Origin of the sequence: Sorangium sp. So ce295, assembly GCF_051527405.1 — a bacterium.
Taxonomy (GTDB): domain Bacteria; phylum Myxococcota_A; class Polyangia; order Polyangiales; family Polyangiaceae; genus Sorangium; species Sorangium cellulosum_B.
Map to the genome: position 1 here is coordinate 4171924 of NZ_CP150324.1, position 21651 is coordinate 4193574.

At 73.9% G+C, this 21651-nt stretch carries 17 protein-coding genes; 9 read left to right on the forward strand and 8 right to left on the reverse strand.

What is annotated here, in order from left to right:
- Positions 1 to 58 precede the first annotated feature (58 nt).
- From WMF11_RS15870 to WMF11_RS15885, 4 genes are all read right to left on the reverse strand, one after another.
- Complete coding sequence (locus WMF11_RS15870) at positions 59 to 4078, reverse strand: UvrD-helicase domain-containing protein (protein WP_437978044.1); 4020 nt, start codon at positions 4076 to 4078, stop codon at positions 59 to 61.
- Positions 4075 to 7218: a PD-(D/E)XK nuclease family protein gene (locus tag WMF11_RS15875; protein ID WP_437978045.1), complete on the reverse strand. Its 3144-nt coding sequence runs from the start codon at positions 7216 to 7218 to the stop codon at positions 4075 to 4077. Before WMF11_RS15875 ends, WMF11_RS15870 begins: the two co-directional genes overlap by 4 nt.
- A 509-nt stretch (positions 7219 to 7727) precedes the next feature.
- Positions 7728 to 8555 carry an SRPBCC family protein gene (locus WMF11_RS15880; protein WP_437978046.1) on the reverse strand — a complete coding sequence of 276 codons (828 nt, stop codon included), beginning with the start codon at positions 8553 to 8555 and terminating at the stop codon, positions 7728 to 7730.
- A gap of 189 nt (positions 8556 to 8744) precedes the next feature.
- Entirely contained in the window at positions 8745 to 9362 is a 618-nt protein-coding gene (locus WMF11_RS15885) for a bactofilin family protein (protein WP_437909212.1), read from the reverse strand.
- Between the two features lie 240 nt (positions 9363 to 9602).
- Between WMF11_RS15885 and WMF11_RS15890 the strand changes: the two genes are divergently transcribed.
- Positions 9603 to 10985, forward strand: coding sequence for a hypothetical protein (locus WMF11_RS15890; RefSeq protein ID WP_437978047.1), 1383 nt, complete (start codon positions 9603 to 9605; stop codon positions 10983 to 10985).
- Positions 10986 to 11030: 45 nt separating this feature from the next.
- Here the strand turns inward: WMF11_RS15890 and WMF11_RS15895 are convergent, their stop codons facing one another.
- The gene (locus WMF11_RS15895) at positions 11031 to 11606 is read right to left on the reverse strand and encodes a DUF99 family protein (RefSeq protein ID WP_437909214.1); all 576 of its coding nucleotides are present in this window, start codon (positions 11604 to 11606) and stop codon (positions 11031 to 11033) included.
- A 60-nt stretch (positions 11607 to 11666) separates the two neighbouring features.
- Here WMF11_RS15895 and WMF11_RS15900 point away from each other — a divergent pair, with 60 nt between their 5' ends.
- Positions 11667 to 12341, forward strand: coding sequence for a hypothetical protein (locus WMF11_RS15900; protein WP_437552708.1), 675 nt, complete (start codon positions 11667 to 11669; stop codon positions 12339 to 12341).
- Positions 12342 to 12400: 59 nt separating this feature from the next.
- Here WMF11_RS15900 and WMF11_RS15905 read toward each other — a convergent pair whose 3' ends face one another.
- The gene (locus WMF11_RS15905) at positions 12401 to 13369 is read right to left on the reverse strand and encodes a COX15/CtaA family protein (RefSeq protein ID WP_437978048.1); all 969 of its coding nucleotides are present in this window, start codon (positions 13367 to 13369) and stop codon (positions 12401 to 12403) included.
- Positions 13370 to 13559: 190 nt separating this feature from the next.
- On the opposite strand from WMF11_RS15905, the gene WMF11_RS15910 reads away from it, so the two are divergent.
- From WMF11_RS15910 to WMF11_RS15940, 7 genes are all read left to right on the forward strand, one after another.
- Entirely contained in the window at positions 13560 to 14735 is a 1176-nt protein-coding gene (locus WMF11_RS15910; protein ID WP_437978049.1) for a diguanylate cyclase, read from the forward strand.
- A 22-nt stretch (positions 14736 to 14757) separates the two neighbouring features.
- Positions 14758 to 16221, forward strand: coding sequence for a sigma-54-dependent transcriptional regulator (locus tag WMF11_RS15915; protein WP_437978050.1), 1464 nt, complete (start codon positions 14758 to 14760; stop codon positions 16219 to 16221).
- Between the two features lie 79 nt (positions 16222 to 16300).
- Positions 16301 to 17692 (forward strand): TolC family protein, encoded by a 1392-nt coding sequence (locus WMF11_RS15920; protein ID WP_437978051.1) that lies wholly within the window; start codon positions 16301 to 16303, stop codon positions 17690 to 17692.
- A gap of 109 nt (positions 17693 to 17801) precedes the next feature.
- Positions 17802 to 18593, forward strand: a complete 792-nt coding sequence (locus tag WMF11_RS15925; protein ID WP_437552713.1) for a cytochrome c biogenesis protein — start codon at positions 17802 to 17804, stop codon at positions 18591 to 18593.
- 4 nt (positions 18594 to 18597) lie between these two features.
- The gene (locus WMF11_RS15930) at positions 18598 to 18876 is read left to right on the forward strand and encodes a CcmD family protein (protein WP_437978052.1); all 279 of its coding nucleotides are present in this window, start codon (positions 18598 to 18600) and stop codon (positions 18874 to 18876) included.
- Positions 18876 to 19019: a hypothetical protein gene (locus WMF11_RS15935; RefSeq protein ID WP_012235483.1), complete on the forward strand. Its 144-nt coding sequence runs from the start codon at positions 18876 to 18878 to the stop codon at positions 19017 to 19019. The genes WMF11_RS15930 and WMF11_RS15935 overlap by 1 nt, the downstream gene beginning before the upstream one ends.
- Before the next feature lie 79 nt (positions 19020 to 19098).
- A complete protein-coding gene (locus WMF11_RS15940) occupies positions 19099 to 20238 on the forward strand; it encodes an acyl-CoA dehydrogenase family protein (RefSeq protein ID WP_437552715.1) in 1140 nt (379 codons plus the stop codon).
- 22 nt (positions 20239 to 20260) lie between these two features.
- On the opposite strand, the gene WMF11_RS15945 is transcribed toward WMF11_RS15940, so the two are convergent.
- Positions 20261 to 21226, reverse strand: a complete 966-nt coding sequence (locus tag WMF11_RS15945) for an FHA domain-containing protein (protein WP_437552716.1) — start codon at positions 21224 to 21226, stop codon at positions 20261 to 20263.
- Positions 21227 to 21485: 259 nt separating this feature from the next.
- The gene (locus tag WMF11_RS15950) at positions 21486 to 21635 is read right to left on the reverse strand and encodes a hypothetical protein (RefSeq protein ID WP_157906681.1); all 150 of its coding nucleotides are present in this window, start codon (positions 21633 to 21635) and stop codon (positions 21486 to 21488) included.
- Between the last annotated feature and the right edge of the window lie 16 nt (positions 21636 to 21651).

Below are 21651 nucleotides of genomic sequence, written 5' to 3' on the forward strand. Positions count from 1 at the left end.
CCACGAGCGCCTTCCCGCCTTCGTTCGATGTCGAGCGCGTTCTGCGGCCGCGGCGACGCTAGCCGTGGCAGGCCCGCACGAAGCCGCAGCGCAGCTTGCGGCACGCCTCGACCGGGACGCCGTCGAAGCGATCCTCGGCCCTCGCCTCGGCGAAGCGATCGGCGAGCCGGGCGAGCTCGCGCTCGAACCGCGCGTGCTCGTCGTCGGTGAGGGTCCCCATGGGGCCCGAGGCCGCGAGCCACACGGGCTCGACCTCGGCGCCGATGAAGAGCACGCCCGCGCGGACGGGGCGGTCGGGGTGGCGCCTCCTGAGCGCGAGCGCATACGCGCGCAGGCGGAGCTCGTACGGCGAGAGATCCGCGCGGGGGCGCGCGCGCTTGTACTCGACGACGTCGATGAGGTCGCCCGGGTGCAGGACGGCGAGATCGACGGCGAGCGAGAGCGCGAGCCTCGCGCCGCGCCGCCGTCCGGAGCGCTGGGGCTCGACGTCGAGCACGAGCGCCTCCTCCCGGAGGAGCGACGCCTCCTCGGCGCGCACCTGCCGCGCGTAGGGGCCGTCCAGGAAGCGCGCGACGCGCTCCGCGGTGCGCAGCACGTCCGGGCCGTGCGGCGGGAACCCCTCGAAGGTGAGGCGGGCGACGACCTCCTCGGCCTCGGTCGGCTCACCCCAGCGCGCGCGCGGCCAGCGCTGGAGCACCCGGTGCACGGCGCGGCCAGGGGGGCGAGGATCCGCGCCGTCCTCCAGCTCGACGCGCTCCTCGCCCGGGAGCTCGGGCAGGCCCTCGACGTCGAACAGGCCGAGCTGGCCCTCGCCGGCAGGCTCGCCGATCCCGAGGAGGTGGCGCAGCCGGAAGCGGCGCGGGCACGCCTGGAACGCCGCGAGGGACGCGGCCGCGACCAGCACGGTCTGCGCGCGGGCAGGCCCCGTCGCCGGCGGCGCCCGGGGGGCCGGCGCGGCGCGCGCGTATGCGTCGGTGCCAGGCGCGGGCGCCTTCGCCCCGGCGAGCAGCGCGCAGGCGTCGAGCGTCGCGCGGATGGCGCCGGCGAGCGGCGTGGAGGCCTCGACGAGGTCCGCCGCGGCGATTCGGGGCTCGCCGTCGGCCTCCGCTGTGGCGCGGGGCTCGGCGTCGACCGCCGCCTTCAGCGTGAGCCACGCCGAGCCGCTCCGCGGCTTCGCCTCGGCGCCGACGAGCACGAGCTCGCGGCGGGCGCGCGTGATCGCGACGTACGTGAGCCGCTGCCGCTCGGCGCGCTCCCGCGCCCGCACCTCGGCGCGCGCCGCCAGGAGCGCGGGCGTGCTGACGGGCAACAACGGCCCGCGCGCCGACGCCTCGGCGTCGTGGAGCGAGCCGGTCCGCGACCGCCCGTCGATGACCCGCGCGAAGTGGCGCACGAGCAGGGCGGCAGGCCGGTCCCCCGCGGCGGGGACGTAGCTCAGGCCTGGCTGCGCCGCGCGGGGCTCCGCGTTGAGATCCAGGAGCACGACGGCCGGGAAATCGAGCCCCTTGCTGGCGTGGATCGTCGTGAGCCGCACGGCGTCGTCCTCGGGCGAGAAGACGGCGGCCTCGGGCTCGTCCGCCTCGTCGCGGATGCGGCGGTCGAGCCAGCGGACGAAGCTCGCGAGCGAGCCGCCCCGGCGGCGGGCGATGGAGACCAGGCGATCGACGTTGCCGAGGCGGGCCTGGGCGCGAGGGAGCGCCGCGATGACGCGGTCGAGATCGAAGGCGGTGACCGCGGCGCGGATCGCCTCGCCCGGCGTCGAGCGGAGGGCCGCGCGGCGCAGGCCGGCATAGCGGGCGCGGAACGCCTCGAGGCGCTCGCGATCCCCCGCGGGGAGGCGCGCGAGGACGGGGAGCGGGCGCCCGTCGTCGAGCTCGGCGTCGTCGGGCGCGGGCGACCAGACCCCCTGCGCCAGCGCGGCGGCGGGCCAGCGGCCGAGCAACGGGACCGCGAGGCCGCGGCCTGGAGGCGCGAGGAGCGCGAGCGACGTGTCGGAGAGCGCCACCACGGGGCCGCGGAGGACGGTCGCCAGGGCCAGGCGATCGCGCGGATCGAGCAGGAGGCGGAGGATCGCGGCCAGATCGCGGACCTCGGCCGCGTCGAAGAGCGCGCGGCCGGCCACCACGTACGGGATCTCGAGGCGCGCGAGCGCCAGCTCGACGAGCGGGATCGTGCTCCTCCGGCGGGTGAGCACGGCGACGTCGCGGAAGCGCAGGTCGCCGGTCGCGGCGCCGTCGCCGCCCGCGCCGCGGACGCGCCGCGCGATGTACGCGGCCGCGATCAGCGCCTCGCGCAGCTGTCCGCGCGCGTCCCTGACGAGGGCGTCGACCCCGTCGGGAGCGCCGCCGCCGTCGCTGACGAGCACGACGTCCGTCGGGCCCTCCGCGGCCCTGCCCGGCGCCGCGACGAGGTGCTCGGCCGCGCTGTAGGCGATCTCGAACTCGCGCGGCGAAGCCCGGGGCGCGCCCGCGTCGCCGTCGCCCGCGCCGCGATCCTGCGCGAAATCGCGCGCGGAGAAGGCGTTGATGAACGCGAGCAGCTCGGGCGTCGACCGGCGGCTCTCGCGGAGCGCCACGAAATCGGCGCTCGGGTCCGGCGACCAGAGCGCGGGCGCGAGCTCGAGCGCGCGGCCCGCGGCGGCGCCGGCGAGCTCCGCGCAGACGCGGCAGAAGATGGAGACGTCGGCCCCGCGGAACCCGTAGATGGATTGCTTGCGATCGCCGACGAGGAACAGGCCATGACCGGACAGGCTGGCCGCCGTCGGGGCCGCGCCGGCCGGGCGCGAGAGGGCGGCGTCGTCCCGCTCGCGCAGGAGGTACACGAGATCGCGCTGCACCGCGCTCGTGTCCTGGAACTCGTCGACGAGCAGCACGTCGACCGAGCCGCGGACCGCCGCGCCGATCGCCGGATCGTCCCGCAGGCCGTCGCGGGCGGCGCGCAGGAGGTCCCCGAACCCGAGGCCGCCCTCGGTGCGGCGGATCGCCGAGAGCCGCTCGCGGATCTCCTCCAGCAGCTCGACGATCCGCGCCTCGCGGCGCGACAGGGCCGGGGCCTCGCGGAGGAAGCCGAGCAGCTGCTGCGCCTTGTCGCGGTGGGTCTCGCCCGGCAGCGCCTCGCGGAAGGCGATGAGCGCCTCGTCGGCCGGCGTGGACTTGCTCTTGTGCGGCTTGCGCTGCGTGAGGAGCTCGATGAGCGGGGCGCTCGCCGCGCTCGCCGGGAAGGGCGCGACGCCGTCCTCGCGGCCGAGCGCCGCCACGAGCGCCGCCGCCGGCGCGCGGAAGGCGGCGCTGCCGAGCGCGGCGCTCCCGGCGGCGAGGCGGCGGAGCTCCCGCGCGAGCGCGCCGGCCTCGGCGGCGTGATCGGACACGGCGAGCCGGCGCGGCGCGAGGCCGTCCTCGTCGAGCCGGTCGAGCAGCCGCGTGACCTCGCTCCGCGCGGCCTCGACGCCGCCCGTCGCGGCGATGAGCGCGCGCGCGGCCTCGGCGCGCTCGCCCCCGTCGGCGAGCGCGCGGCTCAGCGCCTCGTCGACGGCGAGGTCGCTGAGCGCCTGCGCCTCCTCCTCGTCGAGGATCCGGGCCGAGGGCGAGAGCCCCATCGCGATCGCGTGCCGGTCCACGATCTGCTTGGCGACGCCGTGGAGCGTGTCGATGCGCGCGGCGGGGAGGCGGGCGAGCGCCTCCTCCGCCCGCTTGCGCAGCTCGGCGGCGGGCAGCGACGCGCCGGCGAGGCCGGCGACGGCCGCCTGCCGCGCCCGGAGGATGTCGGCGAAGGGGATGTCCGCCTCGCCGTTCCAGCGGGCGATCTCGCGGAGCGATCGCTCGACGCGGTGGGCGATCTCCCGCGCCGCGGCGCGCGAGAACGTCGTCGCGACGATGCGGTCCGGCGGCACGGGCGGCGCGGCGGACGCGGCGTCGGGCAGGCCGAGGGAGGTGAGGCCGAGCGTGAGCAGCACGTAGAGCGCCGTGAGGCGGTGGGTCTTGCCGGTGCCGGCGCTCGCGGCGACCACGACGTTGCGGCGGAAGGCGTAGATGAGCGCGTCGCCCTCGGCGAGCTCCGCGCCGCGCGGGGCGGCGCTCACGCGACCTCCTCCGCGGCCTCGTCGCTCGGCACGACCGCGGGGCGGCGGCACACGTCGCGCGCGTCGCACCGCGCGCACATCGTCGAGAGCGCCGGCCGCGGCGCGGCCTTGCCCTCCCAGAGCGCGACGACCGCGGCCCGCGCCGTGCGCGCGGCCTCGGCCCAGCCCTCGGCGAGCGCGCGCTGCTCGTCCGCCGTGCGAGGCCACAGCTCGATGAGCCCGCGCTGGCGCACGCCGATGTAGACGGCCCGCACCTCCTCCGCGCCGAGCGCGCGCGCCGCGATGGCGCTGTACAGCGGCAGCTGGAGCGCCCTCCGCCGCTCCTTGGCGTCGGGGAGCTTGCCGGTCTTGTAGTCGACGACCCGCACGACGCGCTGGTCGGTCGATCGATCGAGCCTGTCGATCTGGCCGTCGACCCACAGGCTCGGGCCGTCCTCCTCGTCGGACAGCGGGGGGAGCTCGAGCGGCTGCCACGGGGGCGGCTCTCCGGCGCCGAAGCGCCGCTCGGCCAGGAAGAAGCGGAGCTCCGGCGACGCGTCCTCCCCGTCTCCGTCGAGCGTGCGGGCCACGACCTCCATCACGTCCGCGATCGCCTTCTCGACGGCCTCGCGGCGGAGCGGGGCCATGGGCGCCGAGGCGCCGAGCGCCGCCTCGGCCGCGGCGCGCGCCGCCGCGAGCTGCTCGGCCGGATCGCGCTCCGGGCCGAGCTCGCGCAGCGCCTCGAACGAGGCCTGCAGGGCGCGGTGGATCAGCGTACCGCGCTCGCGCGCGTCGGCCGACTCGGCGAGATCCTCGGCGCGGCGCACGCGCAGGACGCGGCGGGCGAACGCGGCGAAGGCGCAGCCCACGGCGCGCTCGATGTGGGTGACGGCGATCGGCCTGCCGGGGTGCGCCCCGCCGATCGCGGCCCTGAGCTGCGCGGCGAGCGCGGGGTCGCGGTCGACGAGGACGCGGCCCGTGTGGAGGTCGATCGGCGCGCGCGGATCGAGGAAGAAGTCCGCGCGGGCGCGCTCGATCCGGATCCGCTCCGCGAGGTCCGCCGCCGGCCGCCCTCCGCCCGCGAGGGCGATGAGCTCCGCGTCGCGCGGGCCGAGGGGCGCCGCGTCCGGGGCGACGCGCGAGGCGGGCTCCGTCCGCTGGTGCGCGCCGGTCGCCGCGGCCGCGGTGAAGAGCGGGTGCGGCTCGTTCGGCTCGCTGTCGTCTACGCCGCGCGTGTAGCAGAGGGCGACGCGGCGGGCGCCGGCGAGCGCCCAGCCGAGCTCCGCGCGCTGGGCCGCCTGGCGCTCGCGCCCCGACGCGGGGCGGCTCGGCGCCGGCAGCCTCCCGCGGAGCGCCTCGCCGAGCAGCGTCTCGTCCGCGCCCGGGCTGCCGCCGTAGGCGCGCGCGTCGAGCCCGGTCACCACCACCACGTCGTGCTCGAGCGCCGTGAACCCCGCGGCGACGTCGATGCGCACCGCGCCGGCGCGGCCGGCGTCGCCGCGCGGCCCGGCGCCCTGCTCGGCCGCGGCCCGCTCGAGCTCCGCGTAGATCTCGGCCGCGGTGGCGGGGCGCTCCTCGCAGCCGAGGTCGTACGCGGCCCGCGCGAGCGCCTCGGCCTGCTCGCGGATCGCGCGCGCGGCCCGCGCGCCTTGACCCATCGCGCCCACCGCCTCGAGCGCGAGCGCGCCGCCGCTCCGCCGCTCGCCGCGCAGCGCGGCGCGGAGCTCCTCGATCCCGGGCTCGCCGAAGCCCAGCTTGTCGAGGAGCGACAGGAAGCGCCGCACGATCTCGGGCCGCGTCGTCGCCTCGCCGATCCAGCGGGCGCTGGCGAGCAGCCGCTCCAGCGCGTGCGGCATCCACGCCTCGTCGTCGCCGTCCTCGTCGCCGTGCGCGCCGCCCAGCACCGAAAGGCCCAGGGCGAGCTCCGCGTCGCTCAGCTCCTCCTGCGCGGTCGCCGGCGGCGTCCGCGCCGTCCCTGCGCGGCGGTCCGCGCGGCGGGCCGCCACGACCGAGATGAGGCCGTCGATGAGCAGCCGGCCCGTGCGATCCACCTCGACCGGCACGTCGCGCAGCCGGTGGGCGAGGTCGGTCGAGCGCCGCTCCGCCTCGGAGGCAGACGTGCGGTCCATCCAGGCGCCGGCGTGGACCCCCGGGGCGCGGAGGATCTCGATCGCCTGCTCGCGACGCACCGGCCCGACGGCGAGGCGCAGGATGGCGAGCGCGACGCGCCCGTCGGGGCAGCTCGCGGCGGCGCGGCCGCGCGGCTCCGACGAGCGGACGCCCGCGTCGGCGAGGGCGGCGCGGAGGGGCTCGAGCGCGGCGTCGTCGAGCGCCGGCACGACGACGGCGATCCGCTCGGGCGGGATCCCGCGGCCGAGCGCGGCGGCCACCTCGGCGGCGGCGGCGCGCGCCTCGCCCTCCGGGGTCCTCGCCGCGACGGCGGCGAGAGGCTCTGCTCCGCCGTCGGGCACCCACGCGATCTCGGGCGCGTCCCCGAGCGAGGCCCAGCGCCGCTCCAGGGCGTCGGCGACCGGCGCCGCGCCGTCGTCCGGCAGCGCGGGCAGCTCGACGGTGACGCCCGCGCCGCCGCGGGCGCGGACCGCGGCGTGGAGCGCCTCGACCCAGGCGAGATCGTCGGGCTCCCAGGCCACGGCGCCGCGGATCGTGACCTTGTGCGGAAGCGGGAGCGCGGCGGATGCGCCGACCGAGCGGAGCGCCCGCGCGAGCAGGAACCCCGCGCAGCGCGGGTCGACGAGGCGCGCTGCCCGCAGGGCGGCGTCCGCCCGATCGAGGACCTCGGCGATGGCGATCGCGTACGGGGTCCCGAGCGCCCGCAGCTCCGCCGGGGAGGTCCCGGCGCGCCGGAAGCTCCCGAGGGCGCGGTCGAGGGCGTGCGCGAGCGCGACGCGCGCGGCAGGCTCGGCCGGCTGCCGCAGCCGATCCGGCGGCAGGGCGTCGAGGGCGAGCCGGGTGGCGAGGCGGGTTGTGTGAGGGCTCGCTATGGCGGTGTCCGGCGCCAGCAGGGCAAGCGCCTCGGAAACGAAGCTCCACCGTGAGCGGATTTCCTGGTCCGCGGTGCGCGCGTCGCGCAGATCGAGAGAGGCGAGCTCGCGTTCAACGTGCCGCTCGGTCGGGACAATGAGCAGCGATGTTCTGCTCACCACCGCGAGACGGCCGAGCGCCGCTCCCGGGAAGCGCAGGCGCCCGCCACGGCAGGGGGCTGAGAGGGCGCCGGCGCATCTGAATGCACGTCCAGCAAGGGGTACCTCACGGCAGACCCTTTACTTCATGCATCCGTCCCCTCGCAACCTCCGCCGGGGGCTCGCCTTGTTGAAAAAGTCTCGCGGAATGTGGGAATTCTTGTGGGGAAATCGGAATGCGTGTTGAAAAACCTGTTGGGAACCCTGGACGGTCCAGGCCGTAGCCTCCGTAGATCTGCGGAATTGCACCCAGCAAGCGCGCGCCGGAGCACGCCCGGGGCGCTCCGGGGTTTTCAACAGGCTCAGCGGTGAACGGAGGCGACCGGAGGCGACCGGGCGTCACGACGGGCGCGTGAGCCGCCCCGGTAGAATCGAGCGGGGAAGGGCGGACGGAAGGAGGGAAACGGAGGAGGGGTGGTTGGACGCTCTGTCGCGAGGCGCCCTGTCGGTTGGGTCGGTTGCGAGGAGAGCTAGCGGCGCGCCACGTCCTTGTCGCGGCGGACGCCTGTGTCATCGGCCGGCGGCAGATCGGCCACGCTCGCCGGCAGCACGGCGGGGGCCGCCGTCCCGCTGCCCTGGTCGTCGCCTCGCGCGGCGGGAGCCGAGCCAGCGGACGCGGCGGCGGACGTGCTCGCTGCGGTGCCCGGCGGAACGTCGGTGGCGGCGGCGGTGGTCGCCCCGGCGGGGGGCGCCTCGGACTGTGCGCGATTCCGCACGGCGGTCACCGCCTTGTCGGCCGCCTTGACGAGCTGTGTCGTCACGACCGAGGGCGGGAAAGGGAGCTTCGGGGCGACGAAGATCTCGAGCTTCAGGATCGTGTGGTGCTCGTCGACGGCGCGGAGCCGCCAGCGGGCGCGGAAGTCGGCGACGTTGCCGCGCTTGTGGCGGCCGGAGATCACCTCGTCGGCGCCGTCCTTGGTGGGCGGCGACATGTCGGCGACCGTCCAGATGTGCGCGGCGCCGTTCAGGATCGGCACCTGGAGATAGACCTCGCTCGTTCCCTTGCGCTTCGTGAGCACGCGGCTCTGGTCGAAGGGGCCGATGAACGTCTTGTAGTTGCCGTAGGAGGTGACGATCTTCCGGACCGTCGACAGGGGCGCTTTCACGAGGATCGCCGCGCCCCCGGTGTCGATCGCGGCGACGGGCCCGGTGGTCTTCAGCGTGTACCGGAGCGCCTTCCCGAGCGACGCGAGCTTCTCCGACTCGGCGTCGGCGGCGCGGGCCGCGCGCGGCGAGAGGGAGAGGGCGAGGACGGCGAGCGAGAAGGCGATCAGGGACAGGGACCACAGTTTCTTCATGGACTCTCCTGTTCGAGCGACGTCCGTCAGCGCGGGCTCCCCCCCACGTCGCGGACATGCGCCTCGGGCGGCGAGACCGCAGCCCCTCGCTAGATGTAACTCCGTCAGCACGCGGCCGCACGCCTGCGCACTACAGAAAACATGCTTTCTTCGGACGAGGTCGGAATTCAGCGGTCGGCGTCGGCGCGCTCAACGCTCACGCGCGCGTTGCGCGCTGCCGCCGCTGTCGTCGGTCGTGGGCGTCGTGGGCGTCGTGGGCGTCGTGGGCGTCGTGGGCGCGGCGCTCGCGGCCTGTCCGGCAGCGTCGGCGTCGGGCTCGGACGACGCCGCGGGCGGCCGCAGGGGCCGCTCGCCTGGCTCCTCGTCGAGCGGGGCCATCTTGCAGGAGCCGTCGAACTGCACGCCGCGGTCGATGAAGATGGCGGGCGCGTGCAGGGCGCCGGTCACCTTGGATGGAGCGTAGAGCTCGATGGCATCGCGGGCGCGGATGCTCGCCTGCACCTCGCCGCCCGTGACGATGCACGTGACGACGTGGATCTCCCCGATCACGAGCGCCCCTTCGCCGATCACGAGCACGTCCTCGCCGCGGATCTCGCCGCGGAAGCTGCCGTCGATGCGCACGCGGCCCTCGAAGAAGAGCTTGCCTTCGAAGTGCGTACCGCGGCCCAGGAGGGCGTTGATCTCGGTGGGCCGGTGGCCCCCGCCGTCGTCGCCGCGGGGGCTTCCTGGGGATCGCGGCGAGAGGGGCGAATCCCTGTCGCCCGGGAAGGACATCGGCTCCATCGCCCGCTGGCTTACTTCAGGCATCGTCACATTCGCAACGGGGGCGCGCGTCAGCCCCGTAACGGGCGCGCGGCGGCGGCCGTGGTTGTTGAATGATTACCAATGCTTGGGTGGTCTTTGCAGCAGGGTACGTTTTCTGCAAAGGGGCGGACCGAGCAGGTGTCCCGGCGCGCTGACCGCCGGGGGCGCGCGGAGTGGGGCCGACGTTTGGCCAAGCGCGCGGTGGAGCGTGAGGGTCCGAGGCGACCAGGAGAGGGAGTGGAGATGACGTTCCGATCGTTGCTTGTGGCTGCCGGTGTCCTGGGCAGCATCTCGGTAGCGTCCGCGCAGACGCCGCCCGCCCAGCCGACAGCTCCGCCGGTCGATCCCACGCCGCTCCAGCCGACCGAGCAACCGGCCGCCCCGGCGCCGGCAGCGCCCGGCGCTCCTGCCGCGGTTCCCGGCGCTCCTGCTGCTGCGCCGGTTGCCGCTCCGCCCGCGGAGCCGGCGCCCCCCGCGCAGCCTCAGCCTCCGGCGGAGGCGCCGTCACCCCCGGAGACTTCGCGGCCGGACTCAGGCGCGGTCTCCCCGGTGGTGCAGTGGAATCAGGCCACCGCAGCGGACTCGATGCAGGAGGAGGACGAAGAGACGAACCTGCGCTGGCGGGGGACGACGTTCACCTGGAACCAGGCCGGCAGCACGACCCTCTTCGGCGTCGGCGGCGAGTACGCGCCCGACATCCAGGTCTACGGCTGGGACTTCACGCTGAGGCCGAGCTACTACCTGCTCGACCGCCCCAAGGACAAGGTGTCCCTGTCAGCCGAGATCGGCTGGCTGGTCGAGCTCACGAACAGCGACATCACGGCGGACCGACGGGAGACGCAGCTCAAGGACGCCTCGCTCGGCGCCCAGTACAGGCGCGAGCTCTGGCAGAGCGGCGGCGCGAACAAAGGCGATTACAAGACGGACGCCGCCATGCGGCTGCGCGTGATCCTGCCGACCTCGCCGGCGAGCTGGAACTCCGGCAAGTACTTCACCCTGTCGCTCGGCCCGCAGATCACGCAGAAGGTCAAGCTGCTCGGCTCGAAGGCCAGCGGGCTCAACGATGTGACGGCGAGGCTTGGTGTGATGTATGCGCACCTGTTCTCGAGGTCATTCACGCCGGTGAACGGCGACCTCAACCGGCCCCGGATGAACCCGAGCGGCGAGGTGGCCCCCGATGAGCAGCTGAGCGGGACCTCTTTCGTCATGGACCGATTGACCGTGAGCCTCGACTTCAGCCTACCGCTCTACAAGGACCTCTCGATGGCGACGAGCTTCGCCCTGCTCCCCCAGTGGAAGCACGGGTTCGAGGACCTGTGCGCCGAGATCGCGACCGGCTGCGCCCCGGTCGAGTCCCGCGGCGAGACCTACCATCCGAGCACGTCGTTCGACATCAACCTGAACTACCCGGTCTACGAGGTTGTCGACCTCACGCTCGGCTACAACAACACAACGAGGCAACTCGGGGAGGGCGGCCAGCGGAGGAACTTCTTCTACAGCCCTGACGCTCAGTTCTATCTCGACATCAACGCCAACCTCGACGTCATCTACTCGAAGGTGACAGGCCGCGGGAAGAAGGCCGAGAAGGCGGGCACCGCCGGCGCTCCGCGCCGGCAGGCGCTCTGACGCGCGCGAGCCGTCGCGGCCCGTCCGCGGCTCGTCAGCGTCCCGTCACGCGCGCCCGCGGCTCTCGCCGGTGGTCAGCCCGCCGGCGATGAGGTGCGCGGCGCGCAGGGGCTCGGGGAGGCGGCCGTTCACCGAGAGCCGCGCGATGAGCGCGCTCGCGTCGTCCAGCGAGATGCCGGCGCGCTGCACGTGCACGCCCGCGACCGGCTCCATCGGGCCGGCGCGCTGGATGAGCGCCCACTTGCGGCGTCCCCCCCGGACGCGCGAGAGCAGCGCGTCGCGGATCGCGTCGAGGTCGGGGAGGCGCCGCGCCACCACCACGACCGGCAGGGCGAGGGCTTCGTGCAGCGCCGCGAGATCGACGACGTTGAAGCCCGCCACCGCGATGCCCTGGAGCATGACCACCTGCGCCTGGGCGTAGAAGCGGGAGCCGCGGATCATCGCGGCGATCGCGGGGGTGGCGTTCCGCCCGTCGCGCCTCACGCGGGTGGAGAGGACGCCCTCGAGGCGCAGCCCCGAAAAGACGGTCCCGACGACCTGCACGTCGCCGCGGTGGTCGCGGGCGAACGGCGCGTCGTCGACGCCGATGACATGCGAGAAGCGTGGAGCGCGGGCCGGCACACGCGGAGCTTACCGTGCTGCCGCCTTTGCCGGGCCAGGCGGTCGTGCTGTACTGCTAGGATGCGACCTTCCAGGCACCTCTCGCTGAGCCTCTCGCTGGCCCTCGGCCTCGCCTCGTCGCTGGCCCTCGCGCAGGGCGCCACCGCCCAGCCGGCCCCGAAGGCCCCCGCGGCGCCGGAGAAGGCCGCGGCTCCGCAGAAGCCGGCGGTCAACAAGCCGCGCGGCGGCACCGCCGGCGCGCCGAAGCGCCCCGGGCGCGCGCGCAAGCCCAAGAAGGACGCGCAGGCGAGCCTCGCCGGGCGGCCGGTCGCCACCTTCCCCGGCTTCCGCATGCTCCCGACCGGCGGCTCGCGCGTGTTCGTGCAGATCCACGGCGGCAAGGTCGACGTCGCCGAGTCGAAGGCTGCCGGACGCCTCGTCTACCGGCTGAAGGGCGCGGGGGCGATCCAGACGAACCGCTTCCCGCTCGTGACGTCGTTCTTCGCGACCCCGGTGACCCAGGTGCAGCTCGTCGGCCAGGGCAACGATCTCGACATGGTGATCGACCTGCGCACCCAGGCCGACGCGACCTACCGCGTGCTCGAGACCGATCAAGGGATGGTGCTCCAGGTCGACTTCCCCCCGTCCGTCCCCGAGCAGCGCTCGGCGGCGCCGGCCGAGGGAGCGCGCAAGCGCTCCGAGCGCCGCACGATCTCGCAGGACCCCGGGAGCGACGAGGAGAGCTCGGATCTCTAGGGCTCCGGCTGGCCGCGGCGGGGGCCCGGGCCGAGGCCGAGCTCACCGCTTCAGGGCAACTAGAGGGCGACCGCCTCCCGCCGGGCCTTCTCCCCGGGCGGGCTCGCGTCCGCCGGCGAGGCCGACTCGCTCATCGCCGCCGCGGCGAACGTGACGAGGACCATCCACAGGAGATCGGCGAGCAGGAGGTGGACGAGCTGCATCCACACCGGCGCGAGCAAGAAGAGGTTGAGGACCCCCGCGCCGATCTGCAGCAGCACGAGCGCTCCGATCGCCGCCGAGAGCCGCGCGACCTCGGGCGAGGGGCGCCGGGCAGCGACGGCGCCGCGGGCGAAGAGGAGGTAGACGCTCACGGCCGCCGCCACGGTCGGGTGCAGCACGCGCAGCTGCAGCAGGAAGTGCGCCGCGGGCGAGAAATCCTGCGCCAGGCCCTCGCGGAGCGACGCCGCGGCGAAGAGCGTGTCCCCGAGCGCGGCGATGGCCCCGGTCACGCCCACCGCCAGGACCCCCGCGAGCCCGGCGCCGAGCAGCGCGCCCGTCACCCCCTGGCCGCGCAAGCGCACGCGCCGGCCCCCGCGCGCCCAGTAGAGGGTGCAGGTCATGGCGCCCACCAGCAGGAACGTGTTGATGAGGTGCACGGCCATCCAGATCGCGCGGGCCGCCGACGCGTCGTGGGCGACGTACTCGAGCAGGACGATCCCGGCGCCGACCGCCGCCTCGGTGATCATGAACAGCATCGACGCGGCCGCGCCGCCGCGCACGGGGTGGCCCGACGGATACGCGACGAAGGCCCAGACGAGCTGCAGCGCGACGAGCAGGAACGCGACGCCCGAGGTGGCGCGGTGCGTGAACTCGATGAAGGTCGCCGCGCTCGGAGAGCGCGGGATGACGTCGCCGTTGCACGTCGGCCAGTGGCTGCCGCAGCCGGCCCCCGAGCCGGTCGCGCGCACGAACGCGCCCCACAGGATCACGCCGAGCGTGAAGGCCAGCGCGAGCGCCGCGAGCTTCCAGAACCGCGCCTGAGTCATGCCGGGTCCTTACCGCGAAACCAGCGCGACGGCAGCCCGCGCGAGATCGGCGACGCAGGGGCGACTTGCCCGGGCAACTCCCGCGATTGCCTTCGTGATTGCGCGCGACCGCGCGCGACCTCCGGCGAGGCGGCGTCCGCCGCAGCGCGATCTCGTTGCGCCCGGCCCCGGCTGAAGGGAGGATGTGCCGGTGCCGAACAGCGACGACCTCCGAAGCGCTCCGCTCTCCGCGCCGATCGAGCTCCCGAGCGGTCGACCGGCCAGGATCGTCGTCGCGGACGACGACCGCCTCGCGCGCCAGATGCTGGCGAGCATCCTCCAGAAGGCCGGCTTCCAGGTCGAGGCGGTCGACGACGGTCAGGAGGCGATCGAGCTGATCGGGCGGGGAGGGGTCGATCTCGTGCTCCTCGACATCGTGATGCCCCGGCTCACCGGCCTCGAGGCGTGCAGGCTGCTCAAGAGCATGACCTCCGAGTCGTTCCTCCCCGTCGTGCTGGTCACCGTGAAGAGCGACACGGCGAACCGGGTCGAGGGGCTCAAGATCGGCGCCGACGACTACGTCTGCAAGCCGTTCGAGGAGGAGGAGCTCCTCGCGCGGGTCGGCGCGATGCTCCGGATCAAGCGGCTGCACGACCAGGTCGCGGCGCAGCGCGCCTACCTGGAGCAGCTCTCCATCCACGACGAGATGACGGGGCTATACAACTACCGTTACCTCTTCACGCGGCTCAACGAGGAGTTCAAGCGCGCGGAGCGCTACCACGAGCCGTTCGCCTGCGTGCTCGTCGACATCGATCGGCTGAAGGTGATGAACGAGACCGGGGGGCGCACGCTCGGCGACGCCGTGATCCGGCGCGTGGCCGATGGGATCCGCCGCTCCGTCCGGGAGGTCGACGTGGTCGCGCGCTACGGCGGCGAGGAGTTCCTCATCGTCCTGCCGAGCACCCACTTCGCCGGGTCGCTGACGGTGGCCGAGCGGATCTGGCGCGAGGCCGCCGGCAACCCGGTCGAGTTCGGCGGAGAGGCGAGGCCGTGCAGCGTCTCGATCGGCGTCGCGCTCTACCCCTCGCGCGACGTCCGCTCCAAGGACGGGCTGATCCGCGCCGCCGAGAGCGCGCTCAACCAGGCGAAGCGCGAGGGCGGCAACCGGATCTGCGTCTTCCAGCAGCACGGCCAGATCTACACGCCGGCGGCGAGCGGCGAGCCGCAGTCCTCGCCGCCGCCGGGGAAGCTCCGCCGCTCCAGCGATCCCGCCTTCGCCGCGACGCACGCGGCGCACACGGCGCACACGGCCACGGACGAGCCGAGGGAGCCGCAGACGCGCCGGGGCACCGACCTCCCGCCCTTCGCCTCACGCAAGCCGCTGTAGTCGCGCCTCGCCGCTCCGCCTCGTGAACGCCGCAGATCGCGCCCGTATCCTCCTCGTCGACGACGAGCCGGCCCTGCGCCGCGGCCTGGCGCGCGCGCTCGTGCGCGACTTCGACGTCCTCACCGCGGAGGACGGCCCCGCGGCGCTCGGGCTGCTCGCGACGACCCGCGTCGAGGCGGTGCTGCTCGACCTCGCCATGCCGCGCATGAGCGGCGCCGAGGTGCTGGATCGGATCAGGGCCACGTACCCCGATGTCGAGGTCGTGGTGATGGCCGGCCACGCCGACCTCGACGCCGCGATCGCGGCCGTGCGCGCCGGCGCGTACGGGTTCGTGACGAAGCCCGTCGACGCGGAGGCCGCGGTCTCGATCGCGATCGAGCGCGCGATCGAGCGCCGGCGGCTCGAGGGCCGCGCGCGGGCCCTCGAGGAGCGGGTCGACGAGCACGAGCAGCTCGGCGAGGTGATCACGAGCTCGCCCGCGATGCAGGACGCCTACAGGAAGGCGCTCGGTGTGGCGGCCGTCGGCGCGCCCCTGCTGCTGATCGGCGAGCGCGGGACGGGCAAGGAGCTCGTCGCGCGCGCCGTCCACCGGCGCGGCCCGCGCGCCGCGCGGCCGTTCGTGGCCGTCGACTGCAGCGCGCTGCCGGGGTCGCGGGCCGAGGACGAGCTCTTCGGCGAGGGCGGCGACGCCTCGCCGGACGGGCGCGCCCGCGGGGGCTTGATCGAGGCGGCGGACAAGGGCACGCTCTTCCTCGACGAGGTCTCGGCGCTGCCGCCCGCGGCCCAGGCCAGGCTGCTCCGGGTCCTCACGCACGGCGAGATCGCGAGGGCGGGGGGCGAGCCGCGCCGCGTCGACGTGCGCGTGATCGCGTCGGCGTGCGAAGGCCTCCGCGAGCTCGCCTCCGCCGGCCAGCTCCGGGAGGATCTCGCGTACCGCCTCGGCGTCATCGTCGTCGAGCTGCCGCCGCTCCGGCGGCGCAAGGAGGACGTCGCGCTGCTCGCGAGCCACTTCCTGAACCGGTGCGCGCGCAGGCACGGGCGCGACGTCAAGCGGATCGGCCCCGAGGCGGCGCGCCTGCTCCGCGAGCACGCGTGGCCGGGCAATGCGCGCGAGCTCGAGAGCGCCATCGAGCACGCCGTGATCTCCGCGCGCGGCGAGGCGATCCTGCCCGCGGACCTGCCGCCCTCGGTGTCGGGGCGCTCCGGGCCGCCGCTTCGCCCTCCGAGGGACGCGCTCGTCTTGCCGGCCGAGCTCTGCGATCTCGCCTACGCGGAGGCCAAGGAGCGCGCCGTCGACGCGTTCGATCAGATCTACGTCGGGCGCCTGCTGGAGCGCACGGGCAACAACCTCAGCGAGGCGGCGCGGCAGGCGGGGATGGATCGCTCGAACTTCCGGAGGCTGAAGAAAAAAGTCGCGTCGCGCGGAGACGAGCCGGCGCAGGGGGAGAGCGACGGGGCGGGGCCGAGCAAGGGCGGCGCGGGCTGACGCGCGGACACGTCGCGGCCCACGTCGCGCGCGCACGTCGCAGAAGCGCGCGGCCGGCTCGTGCTACGTTGCGCCGAAAATGGCCCGACGCGCTGCACGAGCTGCCCTTGCTGCCGCCGCCGTTTCCCTCGCGGTCCGGCTCGCGCCGCTCCCTGCTGCCGCCGCCGACACCGGCGGGGCGCCCGGGCGGCGAGCGGCGGTGGTCCACGATCTCCCCGGCGTGCTCGCGCTCGCCGACCGCAATCACCCGAACGTCGCCGCCGCGCGCGCGAAGCTCGATCAGGTCCGCGCGCAGCTCGACGAGGCCCGGTACGCCCCGTTCTCGCAGTTCAAGCTGACGGGCGGCGTCGCGCTCGCGCCGACCGTCCGCGGGAACAACGTCTTCAGCCCGAACACCGACGTCTCGCTCACCTCGAGCCTCGGGGTCGGCTGGCGCGTGAACATCGACGGCGTCGTCCCGCTCTGGACGTTCGGGAAGATCACGAACCTCTGGGACGCCGCCGAGGCGAACGTCCGGGTGAACCAGGCGAGCGTCGAGAAGGAGCGGGACGCGGTGCGGCTCGACGTCCGCAAGGCCTACTTCGGCCTCCAGCTCGCGCGCGACTCGCGGAGCCTGCTCGTCGACGTGAGGGCCGAGATGGACAAGGCCCTCCGGCGCCTCGAGGAGCAGGTCGAGCGCGAGGAGGGCGATCCCATCGAGCTGCTCAAGCTGCAGACCTTCGGGGCCGAGCTCGAGGCGCGCGGGGCCGAGGTCGACAAATACATCTCGGTCGCGCTGGCGGGGCTGCGCTTCTACACGGGCGTCGCGGATCTCGACATCCCCGACGTCCCGATCCGCCCGCCGAACCACCGGCTCGGCCACGTCACCCGTTACCTGACCGCGGCGCGCCTGTACCGGCCGGAGCTCGCGCAGGCGCGCGCCGGCTTCGACGCGAGGTCCGCGCAGGTGCGGCTCGCGCGCGCGCAGCTGTTCCCCGACATCGGCATCGCCCTGCAGGTCGGGGTGAGCGCCGCCCCGGAGGTCGCGGATCAGCTGAACCCGTTCACCAGCGACCCCGGCAACTTCTTCCACTACAGCGCGGCGCTCGCGCTGCAGTGGAAGCTCGACCTCTTGCCGCAATCGGCGCGCATCCGCGCCGCCGAGGCGCAGCTCGAGGAGATGGCCGCGACGCAGCGCTTCGCCATGGGCGGGGTCGCGACCGAGGTCGAGACCGCCTATGCCGAGGTCGTGGAGGCCCAGAAGCGGCTCGACGCGTACACCAAGGCGGCCAAGTACGGGAAGCGCTGGCTCGTGATGGTGCAGCAAGGAATCGACGTCGGGACGATGGCGGACAAGGATCTCATCGATCCAGCCAAGGCATATGCCACGAACCGATTCAACCAGCTGAACGCGACGATGGATCTCGACATGGCGATGTCGCGGCTGGCGAAGGCGACCGGCTGGGACGCCATCGCGCCGGACGGCACCTGAGCGAGGGGGCGGCCGCGCTGAGGCACGCGCTGCGTCGCTCGGGCGCCGCTCGGCTCCGCGTCACCCCGGCTTGAACGCGACCGTCCTTGGCAGTACGGTGCGCGACAGCATGGGAGCCAACGTCAACGTCGAGCGGGCGCCGCACAAGGTGGCTTTGGCAGCGAACGGTGATGCGGCGCGGCGCGCGGCGAGCGGCGCATCCGCGGGCGCCAGCATCGCGTTTTACGTCCTGCTCGCGGCGTCGGCCCTCGCCGTCATCGGCACTCTCCACTTCGTGGCGTACGTCGTGCCGACCGAGGCCTCGATGGGGATCGTGCAGAAGATCTTCTACTTCCACGCCCCCGCCGGGTACGCGATGTACATCGGCGCGACCATCTGCTTCATCGGCTCCGCCGGCTACCTCGCGCGCGGCACCCAGCGCTGGGATTCGCTGGCGAAGGCCGGCGCCGAGGTCGCCGTGGCGATGGGGCTGATCGTCCTCGTCACCGGTCCGCTGTGGGCCGCCAAGGCGTGGGGCGTGTACTGGACGTGGGATCCGCGCCTCACGACGTCGCTGCTCAGCGTGCTTATCTACATCGCTTACGTCGTGCTCCGCGCCTTCACCGGCGACAGCGACGCCGAGCGCAAGTTCGCGGCGGCCCTGGGCGTCCTCGGCGCGGCCAACCTGCCGATCATCCATTATTCGGTGAAGATGTGGGGCGGTAACCACCCCACGGTCATCACGGGCAAAGGCGGCGGCCTCGGGCACCCTGACATGAAGATGGCGCTCGGCTTCGGCTTCCTCTCGTTCACCCTGCTCACCCTCGCGCTCGTGTGGGCGCGTTACCGCGTCGATCTCGCGTCCGCGCGGCTCGCGGAGCTCGAGCAAGAGGCCCTCGAAGCCGGCATCGGAGAGGACTGACAACATGCAATCCAATCATTCCTTGTTCTCCCATGCGGCGTTGCAGCAGCCGACGAGCACCACGACGGACGACCGAGCGCAGGCGTTCCGCCCCGTTCAGGGGGGGAACGACATGCAGAGCGGAGAGAAGCTGCTGGTCGAGGCGTACGCCGCGATCTGGCTCATCCTCTTCGTGCTGGTCTTCGTCTCCTGGCGCCGGCAGAAGCAGATCGACCGGCGCATCGACGCGCTCGAGGCCGCCGTGCAGAAGGCGCGGGCTGGAGCGGGCCAGGGGGCGGGCTGATGCCGAACCTGGGGGAGATGACCCCGCAGCACGCGCTCTACATCCCCGTGGTGCTGATGCTTGGGCTGATCGTCGGCTACATTCTGGGCAGCCGCGCCGTGCGCGCCGAGCTCGAGCGACGCAGGCGCAGAATGAAGGAGTGACGGGGGCGCAGGCCCTCGTCCCGCGTAGCTGGCGGGCCCGCCGAGCGCCGTCCCCGCCCCACTAGCCGGAGGTCACAAGGTGGTCGATTTCTCTGTGAGCGAAGAGCACAAGGCTCTCATCGATACGGCGCGTCGCTTCACGAAGGAGCGCATCCTCCCGATCGCGGCCGAGTGCGATCAGAAGTCGTACTTCCCGATGGATGTCTTCGTGGAGGGCTGGAACATCGGCCTCGTCAACCCGACGTGCCCGGCCGAGTACGGCGGCCCGGGGATGGGCGAGCTCGAGAACGCCCTCCTCGCCGAGGAGCTCTCGTACGGATGCACCGGGATCCAGACGAGCTTCCTCGCGAACGGCCTCGCGCTGACCCCCATCAAGCTCGCCGGCAACGAGGATCAGAAGAAGAAGTACCTCGGCATGCTCACCGCCGAGCCGATCATGGCGAGCTACTGCACGAGCGAGCCGGACGCGGGCAGCGACGTCGCGGGCCTCAAGACGCGCTTCACGAAGCACGGGGACGACTACGTGCTGAACGGGCAGAAGTGCTGGATCACGAACGCGAGCTACGCGCGCTACTACGTGATCTTCGCGACGTCGAACCCGGAGCTGCGGCACAAGGGGATCGCGGCGTTCATCGTCGACCGCGACACGCCCGGCGTCCGCGTCGGCAAGAAGGAGGACAAGCTCGGCCAGCGGGCGAGCGACACCGCCCAGGTGTTCCTCGATGATGTGAAGGTGCCGAAGGCGAACCTGCTCGCGCCCGAGGGGCAGGGCTTCAAGCTCGCCATGGAGACCTTCAACCAGACCCGCCCCGACATCGGCGCGGCCGCGACGGGCCTGATGCGGCGCTGCGTCGACGAGTGCGTGGCCTACGCCAAGGAGCGCAAGACCTTCGGCCAGCCGATCGGCAACCACCAGCTCATCCAGTGGATGCTCGCGGAGATGGCGATCCGCGTCGAGGGGACGCGCCTGCTCTACCAGAAGGCCGCGTGGAACCTCGATCACGGGGTGCGCGACCCGATCGTCTCGAGCTTCGCGAAGGCCTACGGCGCTGACAGCGCCATGCAGACCGCCGTGGACGCCGTGCAGGTGTTCGGCGGCAACGGCTACGTGAAGGAGTACCCCGTCGAGAAGATGATGCGCGACGCGAAGGTCCTCCAGATCTACGAAGGCACGAGCCAGATCCAGCGCCTCGTCATCGCGCGCCAGCTCCTCGCGTAGCGCGCCGCGAGGGCGACCCGCGTCAGGTCTGCGGGTGCCAGACCAGCGTGAGCTCGGGGCCGAGCGTGAGCGCGAGGCCCTCGGCGGGCACCATCACGCGGCGGACCTTCTGGCCTGCGAACCTCGTCCCGTTCGTCGAGCAGAGATCGAGGGCCATGATCTCCGCGCCGTCCCGCAGGAGCAGCAGGTGGGTCCGCGAGATGTGCGTGCTCAGGACGGCGCGCAGGCCGCGGTCGAGGCAGTTGTCGGCGCGCCCGAGCAGCACGCCGTCGTCGAGCGCCTGCTGGGGCAGCTCGACCGCGGCGCTGCGCTCGCTCGATTGCAGCGTGAGCCGCACGTACCCGCTCTTCGCGCGCGGTGCCACCATCTCCTCGATGTGCGAGACGGGGCGCACCGACGTGATGTGCGAGATCTCTCCGCGGGCGAAGCGGTGGCTGGTCGTGATGCCCTCGGTCGCCGGGGGCGGCGCGGCGCCCTCGCTGACGGCCTTGCTCGCGACGCTCTCGAGGCCGCGCGGCGGCTCGCTCATCCCGCACGAGCTCACCTCGAGCACCCTCGACGAGGCGCGCGGCCCGACCGGGAGCCCGCCGACCACGTGCTTGCCGATGCGCACGAGCAGCGGGCCGCTGACGACGATCGACCGCCGCGGCACGTCGTCGTCCACGAAGAAGGGGATCGAGGTCTGCAGATCCATGAGCCGCAGGCCGAAGCCGCCGTCGGGGAGGTTGCAGCAGGTGGCGACCAGGTGGCGCACGCAGACGTCGTCGCCCGACGCGAACTTCATGTCGCAGCGCGGGTGCGAGCCGAAGACGGCATATGCGCCGCTGTTCGCGGGCAGGTCCAGCCACGCGACGTCACCGCCTGACACCCGGAACAGCCGGTACCCCTCGGTCATCGGCGACTCGGGAGGGTTCAGCGCCATCACCGCCTCGGCGGTGGACAGCGCGCGCCGCATCGTGGCGACGTCGATCCGCGGTTCTACCGTCATCGCGCGCTCCACGAGCGGCGCGAGGTCGCGCGCCCCGCAGTCCGCGTCGGACCGCCGAGCTCGAGCGTGAACGGCCGAGTCGCTGCGCAGGCCTCCGGCAGAGCCGCGGCAGGAGCGAGCGTGGTGGATGTCAGGCAGCGGCGTGGCCTCATGCGGTCGAGCCGAATCCTACCGGAATTTTTCGTCTGGGGCTCTTCCGCTGCGCGCCCCGAATCTGCTGTGGCCGGCGGGGCTCAGGGCGAGACGACGGCTGTCCGGTTCAGCTCACGCCGACGCTGACCTCCGCAACGAGCTCGCCGCCCCAGCGCCAGAAGGCCACCGAGCGGCTGAACAGGACGATGACCTCCAGCCCGAGCCCTCCGCCGAATTCGAGCCGAAAGCGCCCGACGTCCACCTCGATGAGTTGCATGCTCCCCGAAGACGCG